Source organism: Citromicrobium sp. JLT1363 (assembly GCF_000186705.1).
GTDB lineage: Bacteria > Pseudomonadota > Alphaproteobacteria > Sphingomonadales > Sphingomonadaceae > Alteriqipengyuania.
This window is the reverse complement of the sequence record NZ_AEUE01000010.1, coordinates 36,517-54,745: the sequence shown is the minus strand read 5'-3', so window position 1 is coordinate 54,745 and position 18,229 is coordinate 36,517. Positions and strand designations below refer to the sequence as shown.

General features: G+C 65.7%; 5 protein-coding genes. 4 read left to right on the top strand and 1 reads right to left on the bottom strand.

Features of this window, described 5'->3' with window-relative positions:
* The 3 genes from ADAD_RS0114490 to ADAD_RS0114480 all read left to right on the top strand — a co-directional run bounded on the left by ADAD_RS0114490 (window position 1) and on the right by ADAD_RS0114480 (window position 2,412).
* Window positions 1-543 carry a hypothetical protein gene (locus ADAD_RS0114490; protein ID WP_010415248.1) on the top strand — a complete coding sequence of 181 codons (543 nt, stop codon included), beginning with the start codon at window positions 1-3 and terminating at the stop codon, window positions 541-543.
* Window positions 540-2,048, top strand: coding sequence for a PepSY-associated TM helix domain-containing protein (locus ADAD_RS0114485; RefSeq protein WP_010415245.1), 1,509 nt, complete (start codon window positions 540-542; stop codon window positions 2,046-2,048). The genes ADAD_RS0114490 and ADAD_RS0114485 overlap by 4 nt, the downstream gene beginning before the upstream one ends.
* Before the next feature lie 70 nt (window positions 2,049-2,118).
* The gene (locus ADAD_RS0114480; protein ID WP_029140169.1) at window positions 2,119-2,412 is read left to right on the top strand and encodes a hypothetical protein; all 294 of its coding nucleotides are present in this window, start codon (window positions 2,119-2,121) and stop codon (window positions 2,410-2,412) included.
* Here the strand turns inward: ADAD_RS0114480 and ADAD_RS0114475 are convergent.
* Window positions 2,381-3,322: a LysR family transcriptional regulator gene (locus ADAD_RS0114475; RefSeq protein WP_010415240.1), complete on the bottom strand. Its 942-nt coding sequence runs from the start codon at window positions 3,320-3,322 to the stop codon at window positions 2,381-2,383. The genes ADAD_RS0114480 and ADAD_RS0114475 overlap by 32 nt on opposite strands.
* Before the next feature lie 245 nt (window positions 3,323-3,567).
* Here ADAD_RS0114475 and ADAD_RS16885 point away from each other — a divergent pair, with 245 nt between their 5' ends.
* Window positions 3,568-18,177, top strand: coding sequence for an autotransporter-associated beta strand repeat-containing protein (locus ADAD_RS16885; RefSeq protein WP_010415237.1), 14,610 nt, complete (start codon window positions 3,568-3,570; stop codon window positions 18,175-18,177).
* The last annotated feature ends 52 nt before the right edge of the window (window positions 18,178-18,229 follow it).

The window sequence follows — 18,229 nt, the reverse complement described above, 5'->3', positions numbered from 1 at the left end:
ATGCTCGCCCTTGCAGGAATTGGAGCCCAGTTCGCCGGCCTGTACGCCTGGTCGAGGGCGCGCTCCGGGGTGGCTCCGGGACCGCTGTTCGTCATCGGCCTGGCCTTGTTGGCCGCGTCGGTCGCGGCGTTCGTCTCCGGCTCTGGCGCGGCCCTCGGGATTAGCCGCGCATTCTTGTCGGTCTCGCTGGTCGCCTACGTTCTCCTTGTGCCGCGTTTGCTGACTGCCCGGCAGATCGGCACTCCGGTCGCGCGTTCGCGCAAGAGCAGGACCAGGGCAGCGCGCGGTGGCAAGCTGGGCCTGGCGCTGCGCCTGGTTGCGGCTGGCCCGCTTTACCTTGCGGCTTCGCTTTCGGTCAGTGCGGTGCTGGCCACCAAGCTGCCGTGGGAGGAGGTCAATCGCCTGATGATGGGGGGCTTCGTCGTCCCCGCGGTCTGGGCCCTCGGCGCGCTGCACGCGACTGCCGACCTGAGGCTCTTCCGCGTGCTGGGCGCACCAATCGTCGTCTTCACCGTGTTTGCTGGGCTGTATCTGGCGCTATGACCGACCCGGAAACTGCACTGGACGCGCAAGCGAACACACCGCGCAAGGCCGGCAACAGCCGCTTCGTGGCACGGATGATCGAATCCCATTCGATCCTGGGCCTTGCCTTCGCTGCGCTGATCTACATCGTGTCTCTGACCGGAGCCTTCACGGTCTTCGCCCACGAGATCGAACTGTGGGAGAATGCGTGGGCACCGACCGTCGCTTCCGTGAGCGGCGAGGTCTATCAGAACGCACTGGAAGGAGCATATGCCGCAAGAGACCCCGATGGGGATCTGGACAGCCTCGTGGCCTATGGGCCGAGCGAGTTTGCGCCTGCCTTGCTCGTGCGGCTCAACGAAACCGACGAGCAGGGAAACTTCCAGCAGACCAACTGGATAGCGGACCCGCAGACCGGCGCGCTTCTCGGAAAGGCAGAGGCGCCGCTCGCTCATTTGATCGAGGAACTGCACGTCGCCCTGCATCTGCCCACGCCCTGGGGGCGCTATCTTGTCGGGCTGCTTGGCGTGTGCATGTTCAGCCTCGTCATTTCGGGAATCCTGGCCCACCCGACGATTTTCAAGGATGCCTTCAAGCTGCGCGTGGACCGCAACAAGCGAACCGCCTGGACCGACGTGCACAACCGCCTGTCCGTCTGGGGGCTTCCGTTCCATCTCGTGCTTACCTTCACCGGCGGCTTTCTCGGTCTTGCCGGGCTGATCGTGGGGGCCGTGGCCATGATCGCGTACGAGGGCGATCAGGAGCGCGCTCTGGCCAGCATCCAGGGGCCGATGCCGGTGGAGGGACGTGCACTCGAAGAATTCCCCCTGATCGCGTCGATGGTGGAAACCGCCCGCACAGACGGTCGGCCCGTCGAATTGCTGGTCGTGCAAAAACCGGCCAACGCGGGCGGGGTGACGACGGTCAACGTGCTGGACAAGCGTCTGCTGGACCAGAGCCAGTCGCTGATCTTCCGGAACTCGGGAGCGTTCATCGAATCCTATGGCGGGGCGGGAGCGCCGGGCGGCATCAGAGCGTTGGCGATGCTCCAGCCGCTGCATTACGGCACTTTCGGCGGCTATCCGGTGAAGCTGCTCTATTTCGTAATGGCGCTGGCCCTGACCTGGGTGACCAGTTCGGGGATGAAAATCTGGTTCGCCCGGCGGCGGCAGCAGGGGCGTCCGGTCCCGCGTCTGAACGCTGCCTGGCAAGGCATGACCGCAGGGCTGACTCTCGGACTATCGGCGGCCACGCTTGTTGCGGCAAGCGGCCTTGGTGAGTTGGCGCTGGCCGCCTGTCTTGGCGGATGGGCGGCCGCGTTCGCGCTGTTTCTTTCCCTGCCGGCCCGTGCGAGCGTGCTGTATCCCCGGCTCCTGCTGGGCTCGGGCACTTGTCTGGTCGTCGCGGCCGGCCTGTGGCTGGTGGAGCACGGGGTGAAAGGCATCGTGCCGACCGCAGTTGACGGTTCCGTTCTTGCGCTCGGGATTGCCCTGGCCGTGGCCGGCATTCGGGGCCGCGGCGAGTGAGGCAGGCCGCCCCGGGTTAGCTCCGGCCCGTCAGTCGAGGACGTCGGGCGTAAAGGTCAGCGTCGGATCGGTGCTGTCGTTCGATCGGTGGGCTGAATTCCATCCGCTCGAAACCTTCGGCGTGCTGCCGGGCCGGACCATCTACGTGGTTCAGGACTATGTCGCGGCGAACATCTTCCTGCCGCTGGTTGCCCGTTATGCGCTTCGTCGTGCCGCCGGCGATTGCATCGATCATGGTCATTTCCATGCTCGGCTGAAGACTGCCGCGCCGGAAAGCCGAACCGTCACGCGCGCTGCCCGATGCGTCCGCGCATCGATGAACCCGGCAGGCTTCAATTCGAAAACGTCGCCCGGATATGATTGAGAAGCCAGCGTACGCCGGGATCGTCTTCCTTGTCCGTCGCCCAACCCAGGAAGACCTTGGATGTCGGGTACTCGAAGGGCACGGGCAGGATCCGCAGGCGATAGATCGGCGAAACCAGCTCAGCGTAGCGCCGGGGCACGATGGCGATGAGGTCGGTCGTGGCGACGGTCGTCGCAAGGTTCGCGGCGTTGGGCAGGATCGCGCCGACCCGCCGGTCGATCGCTGCCGCGCGCACCTGTCGGGCGGTGGGCAGATGGAGGCGCATCTGCCTGGGCAGGACCGCGTGCCCGTTATTGGCGAAATCTTCGCGCGACATTTCGTGGCCGATCCTGGGATGCCCCTCGCGCACGATGCAGACCGCATCCGCGTCCATCAGTGGCTCCAGCGTGACGCCTGGCTGCTCCTGCAGAGAAATATCCATGATGAGGTCCGCATCCCCGCGGGTCAGCGCTTCATGCGGCCGTTCCCAATCGGGTGTGATCACCTCCACGGTGCAGGCCGACTTCGCCTCGTCGAGCGCCCTGACGAGCGGAGGCAGAACCGACGGAACGCTGAAATCGTGAAGCAGCAGGCGGAAGTGCCGCTTGGCCGTGGCGACGTCGAAATCGCTGTCGTAAGCCAGGCCCCTGCGCAGCGCGCCCAGCGCATCGGTGATCGGCGGCAGCAGGCTCATCGCCTTGGGAGTGGGCTTCATCCCACGATCCATCCGGACGAAGAGAGGGTCGGAGAAATGCCCGCGCAGCCGCGAAAGTGCGTTGCTGACGGTCGGCTGGCTCATCCCCAGCACGCGCGCCGACTGGCTGACGCTGCCGGTCTGATAGACAGTTTCGAAAATGATCAGAAGGTTCAGATCGAGCTTGCGCAGATCGCGGCTCTCCCGGTGCCGTTGCTCGCGCGCGATATCTTCCATTATTCCGCCTGCAAATATTGTTCGTTCATGTGGGATCGAGGTGGTGCGGCCACTTTCCCTCTGAATCAAGCATTTTCGGGGTGAATTCTCGTTAATATTCGACATTGGAATATGTCCTATTCCAATTTCATCGGTTGTTCCTTTCTCCCTCCAGTGCTTGACCGCGCACGCAAAAATACCTGCGCGCCCAATGACTTCCAATGAGTCGTGAACGGGTAACTGGCTGGATTAAAAGGGAATTTTCGATGGGACTCACGGTCGCGCAAAGCGGTAGCAACGGCAATTCCGCAGATCGCAAGGCCCGCGCGCTGCGCCGCGCTCTGCTGGTGGGGGGTGCATCGGCCCTTGCCCTGACGATCGCCGCGCCCGCGTTCGCGCAGACGTCCGGCGGCGATGGTGGCGAAAGCAGCAATGGCACCGCCGGGGGTGCTGGCGGTGTCGGCCCGAATGGCGAGGCGGGTACCGACGGCGTTTCTGGAACGTTTGACGGTACCAGCGGCACATTTGGCAGCGGTGGTGGTGGCGGGGCCGCCGGACCGACCGGTGGTGACGGCGGAGATGGCGGTGCCAACAACGCCAATCCGGCATCGAGAGGCGGCGCGGGCGGTGCGACACCGGGGGCAGACGGTGCCAATGGCGAGTATGGCCCGTTCGAGGCGGCCGGTGGCGGCGGCGGCGGCGGCGCGCATGGCGGGGTCGGAAACGATGCGACCACCTACACTCTCACCGCAACGCAGACCGGCGGTCGTGGTGGCGATGGAGGCTTCGCCTCCTCGTACGACGGCGGCGGCGGCGGCGGCGGGGGTGGCGCAGGCGGGTATGGCCACGCGAACTACGCCGCCGATGCTACGCTTGTCGTCAATAGCGATCTGGCTGGCGGCGATGGCGGCAATGGCGGCTTTGCCTTTTACGGGACAGGCGGCGCGGGCGGCGACGGCGGTATCGGAGCTTTCGCGAACAGCAGCACTGTGCGGGTCGGGTCTACGGGGACTGTCCAGGGCGGCACCGGTGGGAGAGCCGGAGACGACATTGATTTCAATTATAGTCAGCATGGCACGGGTGGTGCCGGCGTCCTTTTTACCGGGACCGGCAATCTGCTTGTCAATTCAGGGTCAATCGCCGGCGGGGCGGGGGGCGGCCTCTCGTCCGCCGGAACTCCCGGTGCGGGGGGCGTGGGCGTTTCCGGGGCGGGCCTTACCGTCATCAATTCAGGCTCCATCACCGGCGGGCTGTCCGGCCCCGGCAGCCGCGCGCCGCGCGCAAATGCTGTCACGTTCGGCGCGGGTGAGAACGTGTTCGAATACCAGTCCGGAAGCTCTGTCACCGGCAATGTCGTCGGCGATGGCGACGATCTGTTCCGGCTGGGCGGCAACACGGACGGTACGTTCGACCTCGCTCTGATCGGATCGACCTACCAAGGCTTCGGCAGCTTCGAGAAGACGGGCAATTCGACCTTCACGCTCGGCGGAACGACGACACAGATCACCCCGTGGACGATCTCGGACGGCGTACTCGAAATTCTGAGCGCCGGGGCGCTGGGCGCCGATACGGGCCTGCTGACTTTCAACAACCCCGACACCGCGCTGGAATTCACCGCAGTTTTGAGGAGCTACGACAACCTCAACACGGCGCGCGACATACGCTTTCTCGGCAATGGCGCGATCGATATGTCCAGCGGGACCAGCGCGTTTCTGAGCGGCACCTTCACCGGCGGTGGGCGGTTCATCAAGACGGGCCGCGGCAGGGTTGTACTCAGCGGTGACGGTAGTGGCAGGACCGGCACCACCTATCTGGATCAGGGGATTCTCGGCGTCGGTCGGTCGAACGCGCTGGGCAGCGGCGATCTGATCGTCGACACCGGCACGACCCTCGTGTTGAGCAACGCGGTCACCATCGCCAACAATGTGCTGCTTTCGAACGATCCGAGCAGTTCCAGCTCGACCGCAACCTTCCAACAGTCCTCCGGCAACGCGACCATCGCGGGCGTCATCAGTGGCTCTTCCGCCAACATCAGCAAAACCGGCAGCGGGAATCTCACTTTTTCCGGTGCGAACACTTATCAGGGCACCACCACGGTTGCCGAAGGCACGTTGACCGTTGCCAGCAATGGAGCCCTGGGCACGGCCGATGGCGGCACCATCGTACAGGACGGGGCGACGCTGGCGTTCAATGCGCCAGTTCTCAATATAGCCGACGCGATCAGCATCACGGGCACCGGCGCTTCGGGGGCAGGGGCGCTCCGGCTGCAGAACGGGGATACTTCGCTCAACGGCCTCGTCACGCTGGCGGGGGATAGCAGGGTCGTCGTGAACGAGGGCGGGATCAATTTCCGCGGGGGCGTAACCGGCGATTACGATCTCACGCTCAACGGGCTCAACAACCTGCAGCGCGTGGTCGCCTTCAGCGGCGATCTCGATATTGGTGACGGCGACCTGATCGCCGACAATATCACCGTGGCATTCTACGCCGGCAACAGCTTCACCGGGGACGTAAGGATCAATTCCAGCACGCTGGAGCTGGCGGCAGGTGGCGCGAGCACGATCGACGACAATGCGCGTCTGACGATGACCGCTTCGGGCCGGTTCGTGCGGCTGACGCTTTATCAGGACGAGACCATCGGTTCGCTTGCTGGCACCAGCGGCCTCGTCTCCGCCGGGAATGGAAACCGTGTGCTGACGCTGGGCGGGGACAACACCAGCACCAGCTTCGGCGGCGAATTCATTACCGGGGGCGGCACCCTGTCGGTAGTCAAGACCGGCACGGGCACGATGACGCTGACGCGTAGCTACGGCTTCCAGAACAACCCGTTTCTGGGTGGCTTCACTATTGCGGGCGGTACCCTCGCCATTTCGGCGGACCGGGTCCTGGGCGCGGATTCCGCCGCGCTGACCTTCGGCGGCGCGGGCGCGACCCTTCGGACGCTGGCCGACATTACCAGTACGCGCAACGTCGCGCTGAACCAGGCTGGCACCATCGACACCGCTGCAGGGACTACCGCAACCTTCGGCGGGGTGATCTCGGGCTTCAACGATCTCACGAAGACCGGCGCCGGGACTCTCTCACTGGCCGGTGCCAATACCCACAATGGGCGCATCTATCTCACCGAGGGTACGTTGCGCATTGCCAACAACCAGGCATTGAATCTTTTGGGTCTTGATGCGTTTGCGGGCACCACGATCGACTACGCGGACGGGATCACGAATGCGCGGAGTATCAATCTCGATAGCGGACTTGTAACCTTCAACCAGGCGGGCGGCAGCGCGACGCAAAGTGGCCGGATCACAGGCGACGCCGCAATCACCAAGACCGGTACCGGCAACCTCACACTGAGATCGAATACCTATCGCGGCACGACCAGGATTGCCGAGGGCACGCTGACGATTACCAACGACTTCTCGCTTGGCTCGCTTTCGGTTGGAACCATCGTCGAAGATGGTGCGACGCTGGCCATCGATGGCTCCATCTTGTTTGTTGGTGAGGACATCTCGATTGCCGGTGATGGCGTTTCGGGGAATGGTGCACTGCGCAACCTCTTCGGGGCGACCGACATTAACGGACTTGTGACCCTGACGGGCGCTTCGACGATTGCCAACAGTGCCGGCATTCTTGACCTTAATGGCGGAATCACCGGCGCGCACGACCTGACGACGACGGGGGGCGGCATCACCGTGATCGCCTCAAACCTCGACATTGGCGATGGCACGCTTACCAAGAACGGTACCGGCATACTGTCGCTTTGGGCGAACAACAGCTTCACCGGCGATGTGATCGTCAATTCCGGCCAGCTGGTCGTTGGCCGCGCGTCCAATCCGGGCAATGCGATCGACGATGCCGCCCGTCTGACGATCAACGGTGCGGGCATCGTTTCTCTCGACCAGGACGAGACGATCGGGGCGCTGGTCGGAAGCGGAGACGTAGAAGCGCGCGACGCGCTGCGCACCCTGACGATCGCGGGCAGCGATTCTACCACGTTTTCGGGCCGGCTTACCGAAAACACCCCATCCGGTGGCGTGCTCGCCCTGACCAAGCGCGGCAGCGGCAACCTCACGCTGTCGGGGAACAACAGCTATTCCGGCGTAACGACCGTCGCCGAAGGTACGCTGACGATTACCAACGGCGGCGCGCTTGGCTCACTTTCCGCTGGAACCGTCGTCGAAGATGGTGCGACGCTGGTGTTGGGCGGCTCCGGCATCGTTTCGGTCGGCGAAGCACTTACGCTTACCGGGACAGGAGTGGATGGCGCGGGCGCGCTGGTATCATCGGGGCCGGGAGTAAGAACCGTAACCGGCGCGATCACACTTGCAGGTAATACACTCGTTTCCACTTCCCGCGGGGCGAACTACCTGGATCTGGCGGGCAGCATTACGGGTGTCGATACCGACTTTACCTTCTCGTCCGAAGGCTTGTCTCGAATCAGTGGGCAGCTGTCACTTGGTGCCGGAATTCTCACCAAGACCGGACCCGGGGGTCTCAGGCTCGATGGCGCGAACAATGATTACGGGAGCCTCGTCATCACCGGTGGTAGGGTGGACGTCAGCCAGTCGACTGGACTTGATCGTGACGCGCGCGTCACCATCGGGGCCGCCGCACTCCTGACCATTGGCCAGTCCAATACGATCGGTTCGCTTAGTGGCAGCGGCTCACTGCAGGCAACGGCAGACAGTACGCTCACCGTGGGTACCGACGGCACAAGCACGACCTATTCGGGCAGAATGGCCGATACGTCCAACGGCAACCTTGCGCTGACCAAGATTGGCAACGGGACGCTGACATTGAGCGGGAGCAATGCCTATACGGGCGAGACCACCGTACAGGCGGGCACGCTGGTGGTGAACGGGGACCAGAGCGCGACGACGGGGCTGACCAGCGTCCTGGGTGGCGCGGCGCTGGGCGGCCGGGGCACGATCGGCGGCGATGTGAGGCTGGCCGATTTCGCCTCGCTCAACCCAGGAACAAGCCCGGGCACGCTGACGATCAACGGCAACCTGTCGCTTTCCGGCGGCTCCTATCTCAATTACGAATTCGGCGAAGCCGGGGTCGTGGGCGGCCCGCTGAACGACCTGGTGGTCGTGGGCGGCGACCTGACGCTCGACGGCACGCTGAACGTGACGCAGACCCAAGGCGGTACCTTCGGCCCGGGCGTCTATCGCGTCATCAACTATGGCGGCACGCTGACCGACAATGGCCTGACCCTGGGCTCGGTCCCCGGCAACAACGCGTTCGTCCAGACCTCGGTCGCGAACCAGGTCAACCTGGTCAACACCACGGGCCTCGCCTTCAGCTTCTGGGACGGCAGTTCCGGGGCGAACAACGACGCCGTCGATGGCGGTAGCGGTATCTGGCAGAACAGCGCGGGCAATCGCAACTGGACCGATGCGGCCGGCGCGCTCAACGGCACGTATGACGATGGCACCTTCGCCATCTTCCAGGGCGCGGCGGGCACCGTCACCATCGACAATTCGCTGGGCGCGGTCACCGCGTCGGGCCTGCAGTTCGCCACCGACGGCTATGTGGTCGATGGCGACACCCTGACGCTCGACGGCAGCCCGGAGTCGATCATCCGCGTCGGCGACGGCACGGCGGCGGGCGCAAACATCACCGCGACCATAGCGGCCGATATCGCGGGCACGGCGCAGCTCGTCAAAACCGATCTCGGCACGCTCGTCCTGTCGGGCGACAATACCTACACCGGCGGGACAAGACTCGATGACGGGGGGCTGGTGCTGGGGGGCGATAATGCGCTGGGCACCGGCACGCTGACCACCGGCGCCGGTACCACCGTTACCATGGCCGACGGGGTGACGCTTGCCAATGCGATCACGCTGGACGGCGATACCGCGTTCGGCACCGAGGTACTGCCACTGGGAGCACCCGGTGCCGCCACGATCTCGGGCACGATCTCGGGCACCGGCGCGCTGATCCGGACCGACCGGAGCGACCTCACACTCACTGGCGCAAATACCTACAGCGGCGGTACCACGCTGCGCGGCCTTACCACGATCACCAACGGCAGCGCTCTGGGTACCGGCACGATCACCGCGGCGGGCGGCGTACTCACCATCGGTGCAGATGGCATCGTGCTGGCCAATGATATCGGCCTGCAAAGCGGCCTGAACCTCAGCAACACGGACAAAACCGTAACGCTGTCAGGTAACATCTCCGGTTCGGGCAACCTTGGACTGACGGGGACCGGCACTTACATCCTGACCGGCGCGAGTACCTATACGGGCGGAACCTTGCTCGTCAGCAGCACCGCGCGGCTTGCCAACAATGCGGCGTTTGGCACCGGGGATGTGTCCTTGGGCAGCGATACCACGATCGACTACGCCGACGGTGTAAGCATCGCCAACCGGATTGAAACGAACAACCGCTTCACCCTGAACCAGACGGGCGGCGTCGCCACCCATAGCGGCGTGATCGCGGGTGCGACGAGCTTCACCAAGACCGGTAGCGGCACGCTGGTGCTTTCGGGCGCAAACACATTCACGCGCGGCGTGACGCTTTCCGAAGGCACGCTGACGCTGGGCAACGGTAGCGCGCTCGGCACTGGTGCATTGACTGCGGCCGATGGCACCACCTTGCGCTACGATACCGACCGGCAGGCGGTTTCCAACGCCATCGTGCTGAACGGCGAGTTGGGAATCACGGCCTATGGCAGGGCGCTGCAGGATGGCGTAATTTCCGGATCGGGCGGCCTGCGCATCAACGCTTTGACGATCCTTACCGGGGCCAACACGTTCTCGGGCGGGACGACGATCGAAAGCTACGGGGTCACCGTGCGCAACAACGCCGCGCTGGGCACCGGCGCCGTGACGATGGGCGATTTCACCTCCATCGAGTACGCAGACGGCATTACCCTGGCGAACGCTCTCACGCTGAACGGGACGGCCCTTCTTGGTGGCGACCGAGACTATTCGGCCACGCAAAGCGGCACAGTTTCAGGCACTGGAACGCTCAGCCTGTATGGCACCGGCACGCTGACGCTGACCGGCGCGAACACCTACAGTGGCGGCACCGAGATGACCGAGGGGACGCTGCTGGTCGGCAACGACAGCGCGCTCGGCACGGGCACGCTTTCCGCAATGGGCGGCACGCTGGGCTTCGCAGCGGCAGACCTCACGGTTGCCAATGCGATCGAGATGCCGTTCGCGTTCACAGTCGATACCGGCACGAACAGCGGGACGCTGTCGGGCGTCGTCTCCGGCAACGGCAATCTGACCAAGACCGGCACCGGCACCCTGACGTTAAGAGGTGCCAATACCTTTACCGGCGGCACCAATGTTCAGGCGGGCACGCTTTATGTGAACGGCGACCAGAGCGCCGCGACCGGCCTGACCAGTGTAGCGGATGGCGCGACGCTGGGCGGCACGGGTATTATCGGCGGCGACGTGACGCTGGCGGACGGGGCCTCGCTCAATCCGGGCACGAGCCCGGGCACGCTGACTATCAACGGCAATCTCGCGCTCTCGGGCGGCTCGATCCTCAACTTCGAGTTCGGCGAAGCCGGTGTCGCGGGCGGCGCGCTCAACGATCTGGTCAACGTGGGCGGTGACCTGACGCTGGACGGCACGCTTAACGTCTCCCCCTCGGCGGGCGGCACCTTCGGCGCGGGCGTGTACCGCCTGTTCAACTATGGCGGCACGCTGACCGATAACGGGCTGACGCTGGGCACCACGCCGACAGACAGATTGTTCGTCCAGACCTCGGTCGCGAACCAGATCAACCTTATCAATACGACGGGCGTAACCTTCAGCTTCTGGGACGGCGCTGCCGGGACGAACAACGGCAATGTCGATGGTGGCGACGGCATCTGGCAGACCGGCGCGGGCAACACGAACTGGACCGGCGCGAACGGCGAGTTCAACGGCGGCTACGACGATGGGACCTTCGCCATCTTCCAGGGTGCGGCAGGCACCGTCACCATCGACAATTCGCTGGGCGCGGTCACCGCGTCGGGCCTGCAGTTCGCCACCGGCGGCTATGTGATCGATGGCGACACCCTGACGCTCGACGGCGGGGCCCAAGCGACCATCCGGGTTGGCGATGGTAGCGCTGTGGGCGAAACCTTCACCGCGACCATCGCGGCCGATATCGCGGGCACGGCGCAGCTCGTCAAAACCGATCTCGGCACGCTCGTCCTGTCGGGCGACAATACCTACACCGGCGGGACCAGCCTCGAAGACGGGGCGCTGGTGCTGGGGGGCGATAATGCGCTGGGCACCGGCACGCTGACCACCGGCGCCGGTACCACCGTTACCATGGCCGACGGGGTGACGCTTGCCAATGCGATCACGCTGGACGGCGATACCGCGTTCGGCACCGAGGTACTGCCACTGGGAGCACCCGGTGCCGCCACGATCTCGGGCACGATCTCGGGCACCGGCGCGCTGATCCGGACCGACCGGAGCGACCTCACACTCACTGGCGCAAATACCTACAGCGGCGGTACCACGCTGCGCGGCCTCACCACGATCACCAACGGCAGCGCTCTGGGTACCGGCACGATCACCGCGGCGGGCGGCGTACTCACCATCGGTGCAGATGGCATCGTGCTGGCCAATGATATCGACCTTCAGGGCGGATTGAATGTTGGCAGCACGGACAACACCGTAACGCTCTCCGGGACCATCTCCGGTGCGGGCAACCTCGGACTTGCGGGCAGCGGCACGTTCATCCTGACCGGCACGAACACGTATGCCGGCGGAACCGCACTCATCAGCGGTACGGTCAGGCTTGCCAATGACAGTGCTCTGGGGACCGGAAGGCTTAGCCTGGGCAGCGGCACCACGGTGGACTACGCCGAGGGCGTAAGCATCGCCAACCGGATCGAGACGAACAACCGCTTCACCCTGAACCAGACGGGCGGCGTCGCGACCCATAGTGGCGTGATCGCGGGCGCGACGAGCTTCACCAAGACCGGCAGCGGCACGCTGCTGCTTTCGGGCGACAACACTTTCACGCGCGGCGTGACGCTTTCCGAAGGCGCCCTGATCCTCGCCAATGACAGCGCGCTGGGCACTGGCACGCTGACCGCGCTGGATGGCACCGGTATCGGCTTTGTCGGCGACCGCACGATCGGCAATGCAATCGCCCTGGGCGGGCTCGTCACCTTCGACACCGGCACCGCCAGCGTGACGCAGAGCGGCAGCATCTCCGGCGGCGCCGAGGGCGCGCTCGTCAAGATCGGCAGCGGCAACCTCACACTGAGCGGGGCCAGCAGCTATTCGGGCACCACCACTGTCGCGGCGGGCACGCTGACGGTTGCCAGCAGCAACGCGCTCGGCAGCACGGCGGGCGGCACGATCGTGCGGAACGGCGCGACCCTGGCGATCGATACCTTCGTGACGTCGGAGAATATCTCGATCGTCGGCGGTGGTGTCGACGGCAAGGGAGCGCTGGTGGGCAGCGGTGTCCTGAACGGCACCGTGACGCTCGCGGATGCAGCGGCGATCGGGGGCGCTTCGGGTGGCGGACTGACCTTCACGGGCGCAATCCAGGGCAATGATACCGATCTGTTCTTCTACGGCCCCGGGTCGACGACGATCAGCGGCGGTATCGCAACCGGTTCGGGTGACGTCATCATCGACACGAACGGCGGCAGCGTGTCGTTCCTGTCCGGCAACAGCTTTACCGGCGATCTGGCGATGGTTTCGGGGGCGCTCAGCATCAATGCGGGCGGCGCGAGCACTATCGGGGATACCGCCCGGATCCTTGCCACAGGTGGCTCGATCACCCTCGCGCAGAGCGAAACCGTGGGGTCGATCTCGGGCTCGGGCCTCACCATCGCGGGCATCTTCCGCGATCAGACGCTGACCACCGGGGGCGACGACAGCTCGACGACGTTCTCGGGCACGCTTACCGAGGCGCTCGGCGGCACGCTGGCGCTGACCAAGGTCGGCGCGGGCACTTTTGCCCTGACCGGCGACAATACCTATTCGGGCGGTACCACCCTCAACGGCGGCGCGCTGGTGCTGGGCAGCGATAGCGCGCTGGGCACGGGCATGCTGACCGCGACCGACGGTACGGCGATCGGCTTCATCGGCGATCGCACCATCGGCAACGCGATGGCGCTGGGCGGCGCCTTCACGCTCGACACGGGTGCGAACAGCATCACCCAGAACGGCGTCATCTCGGGCTCGGGCACGCTGGCCAAGGTCGGCACCGGAACGCTGAGCCTGACCGCCGCCAACACCTATTCCGGCACGATCGACGTGCAGGCGGGCACCCTGGCCAACAGCGGCGCCGTCGCAGCCGTCATCAACCGCGCCACCTTCATCAATACGGGCACTGCAGGCGATGTGGGCAATACCGGCACGCTGAATAACGAAGGCACGCTGGCCAGCCTGCTCAATAAGGGCAATGCAACGCTGGCCGACACCAGCATCGTGACCGGCGCGATCGAGAACGACAGCACGCTGGCCCTTGGCGGCCAGGCAGGCAGCCTGCTGCAGATTGGCGGCGCGACCACAGTCGCGACGAATGCGAGCCTGTCCGGCGATATCGCCTTGCAGGGCGGTACCCTGACCATCGGCAGCGATGGCCAGCTGACCTTCGCCTCGCTCGGTACGGCGGAAGGCACGATCCTTACGCTGGGCGAGGGCGCGAGCCTGATCGGCACCGGCAACTCCATGGCGCTGGGCGGGACCACCAATGCCGCAGACGGCGTATCCCTGATCGACAGCGGCACGATCCAGAACCTCGCCACCGGCACGCTTGCCTTCGCGGGCGCCGCCACGATCGACACCGACACCGACGCCAGCGGCGACGAAGCCTTCGTCAACGCGGGCACCGTCCGTCTTGCTGGCGACAACACGCAGGTCGTCAGCATCGGTGGCAATGGCGGCAACGACGTGTCCAACCTCACCAATGCACAGCTGCTGGTGGACGAGGGGCGCCTGGATGTTGCGGGTGTGCTCGGAAACGCAGGCCTGGTGTCGCTGTCCGAAAATGGCATCCTGAACGTGGACACGCTGGTCAACGCAAGCGGCGGCTCGATCGTCAGCACCGGCGCGATATTTGCAAGCAGCGGGATCGCCAACCGGGCCGGGGCCACGCTGTCGTCCACCGGCACGCTGGGCGGGTTCGTCGTCAACGAGGGGGCCATCACTGCCCGGGGGCTACTGAACGGCCAGCTTTCCAACGAAGGCGCGGGGCTGTTCACCGTCACCGGCGATCTTGCGTCGAACGGTTCGGACGTCGCCAATATCGGCACTGCGGTGCTGGCGGTGTCGGGCGGCGACCTCACCGGGGTCGGCACGCTGGTCAACGCCTCGCTCGGGGCGGATGGCGCGGGCGGTAATGCCGGGCTGCGTATCGCTGCCGGTCGCACGCTGGCGGCGGACCTGATCGGCAATAGCGGAGAGATCCTGATCGCGGGCACTCTCACGGGGCGGGTCGAGCAGACTGCGGGCCTGCTGACCAACAACGGGACCATCGCGGGCGACCTCGTCGCCAATGGCGGTGCCGTTTCGGGCAGCGGGGCCTTCGATGGCGACGTCATGATCCTGGCCGATGCAATCTTCGCCCCCGGTGCGATGGGCACTGTGGCGACGATCGACATCGCAGGGATGTTCGGCCTTGGCGGGACGACCAGCTACGATCTCGGCACGGCGGATGTGATCGGCGGCGCCACCAACGATCTGGTCCTTGCCGGCAGCGCAGTGATCGACGGTGGTACCTTCGATCTCAACAATGCGGGCGCGGGCACATATCGCCTCATCAACACGGGCGGCGAGGGCAGCATCGCCGTTGGCCAATACGCCCTGCTGAATGCGGCGGAAGGCTCCCGCATCTACACGACGGGCAACGGCCGCTACCTCAACGTGCAGGTCGGTGCCATTTCCACCCAGTACTGGGATGGCAGCGCGAATGCGGGCAACGGTGCCGTCGAGGGCGGTACGGGCGTGTGGACCAATGCGCTCGGCCGGACGAACTGGACCGGTGCGACCGGCGCGCTCAACAATTCCTGGCAGGGTACGATCAATCCGCCCGTCACCGCGGTATTCGCCGGAACGGCGGGCGTGGTCTCGGTCGATACCAGCGCGGGGTATATCGGCTTCGGCGGCATGCGCTTCGACAGCGATGGCTATGTCATCGCCGAAGCGGCAGGTGACGATGCCCCCGATCTGGGGGCCAATGGCACCGCTGCCAACGTGTTTGCGGGTATCGCCAGCAGCGCCGACGGGATCGCCAGCACCATCACCGTGGCCGATGCGGGCAGCACCGCGCGGATCGAGGCCGGAATTGCCGGCGTCACCGCCGCGACCGGCCTGATCGTCGACGGCGCGGGCACGCTGGAACTGGCGGGCAACAACGAAGGGCTCACCGGCACCGTGGCGGTGCTGGACGGCACGCTGCGCGCAATCGGCGGGTCGGCGATTTCCAACGCCTCCGCTCTTGTCCTGCGCGGCGATGCCGCGTTCGAGATTACCGACGACGAAGCGATCGGCTCGCTCGACGGCGGCGCGGCCACCACGGTCGCGCTTGGCGAGAACATGCTGATTGCGGGGCTCAATGGCGACGACACGACCTTCGGCGGGGTAATCTCCGGCGCCGGCAGCTTCGTGAAGACCGGTGCCGGCACGATGACCCTGACCGGTGCCAATACCTACACCGGCACCACCGCAGTCGTGGAAGGGGCGCTGGTTCTCGGCGCCTCGGATGTCCTTTCGGACGAAACCCTCGTCGCCGTCGAGGAGGCGATTCTCGATCTGGGGGACAATTCCGATACGGTCGGTTTCTTCCAGTTGGTCGAAGGTACGCTCGCGGGGACGGGCACGCTCACGGCGGCCGAGTATCAGCTCGATACGGCGCAGGTCACTGCGAACCTGGGCACCGGCATGCTGTTCCAGACCGGCGGCACCTCGGTGATGGACGGAACCTCGGCAGCGGACCTTGTCGCCATCAATGCGGGCACCTTGCGCCTCGGCGCGAGCGAGCGCCTTGCCGACACGGCAAGCGTTCAGGTGGCCGAGGACGCCACCTTCGACCTGACGGCCGCGACGGAAACGATCGCTGCTCTGTACGGCATGGGCACGGTCGAGCTTGGCGTGGGGCAGCTGACGGTAGGAGGAACGGGGCTGGATTCCGGTTTCGAAGGCCTGCTTTCCGGCAGCGGCACGCTCTCCAAGGCCGGCAGCGGCGTCTTCACGCTGCTGGGGGATCAGGCAGGCTGGACCGGCGATTTCGAAGTGCTTGGCGGCACGCTGCGGTACTTCGGAAACAGCGGGGGCGGCGCGCTGATCTCGGGCGGCACGCTGTCCGGCAACAGCACCTTCGCATCCGCGCTCACGATGACCGGCGGCACGCTGTCGCCGGGGTACGAGGATGCGCCGGTCGGCATGATCTCCGCGCAGACCATCGACCTGCTCGGCGGGACTGCGCTGTTCGATTTCCGCTCGCCCGAATTCGGCGGCGGCGCCGATCTGCTTCTCGCCACCGGTGCGATTACGATCGCGGATACCGAGGTTGCGATCGCGAGCGGCGACGCGCGCAGCACCTTCCCGGCAGTCCAGCGTTACGTCATCGTGCAGGGTGACAGCCTGACGGGGACCTTCGCCAACGGCGACACCTTCCAGCAGATGGAGGAAGCACCGAAGCTGTTCTGGCGCCTGCGCTACGATCTGGTCGAGAACGGTGTGGCGCTGGAAGTGCGGCGCATGTTCGATTTCGGCGCCAACCTGGGCGAAGGTGCGACACCCAACCAGATCGCGGTGGCGACCACGCTCAGTAGCGGCCAGCTCGATATCGGCGACACTTTCGCCGATGCGATCCTGCCGCTGGCCGATCTGGACGAGGCCGACCAGCTGCGCGTGTTCGACAGTCTGGGCGGGGAGAGCCTGACCAGCGCGACGACCGGTGCCTTCATCGAAGGCCAGCGCTTCGCCGACCTGCTGACCCAGCGCATCTACAGCAAGGCCGTGATGAAGGCGGACACGAAGGCCCCTGCGCAGGCCCGTGCGCTGGCGCCCGTTCAGCAGGGGACGGCCAATGCGCTGGCGGCCCCCGATGTTGCCTCGGTCTCGATGTGGATGCAGGGCTTCGGCGGCGAGACGCAGCTCGATGGGGACGCGGTCACCCGCAAGCTGAGCCACGACGCAAGCGGTTTCGCAGGCGGCCTGGAGGCCCGTCTGGGGCAGTTCAAGGCAGGCGTTGCCGGGGGGTATACCGATGGCAGCTACGATGTCCGCTCGCTGCAGGCGAGCATGCAGGGCGAGACCGTGCATGTCGGCGGCTACCTGGGTTACGAGGGCAAGGCTGCCTTTGCCGGACTGTTCGGTGCGTATCAGAACAGCGACTTCGACAGCACGCGTCTGGTGACCGCAGCCAACACCCGTCCCCTGACCGCCGAAGCGGAAATCGAGATGACGGGGCGCACGCTCGGCGCGTTCGCGGGGTATCGCGCGTCGCTCGGCGGGGCAGTGGTGCTCACGCCGATGGTGGGGCTCTCCAACATCCGGATCGAGCGGGACGGCTTCGATGAAACCGGGGCCGACCCGCTGAACCTGCGGGTTTCGGAGGAAACGCGCGAGGTCACCTACGCCACCGCACAGCTGCGGCTGAGCGCGGTCACCCCGGTATCGGGCGGCACGTTCGAGCCGTATCTTGCCGGGGGGATCGAGCGGTACGGGGGCGATCTGGGTGCGGTCAGCGAAATGCGTTTCGCCGGCGCCGCGGGCGACATGGGCGCGTTCCGGATCATCGGGGCTCCGCTGGAAGAGACCGTCGGCGTTCTGGGGGCAGGCTTCGATGTCCGCCCGAACGAACGGATCGAGATCGGTGCCAGTGCAGGCACGCGGATTGGCGAGCGTATCAACCAGGCGACCGTGGAGATGCATGCGCGCATTCGCTTCTGATGCGCGCCACCGCCCATTCGCCAGGCGCGGTCTGGATCGAGATCGCGGCCCG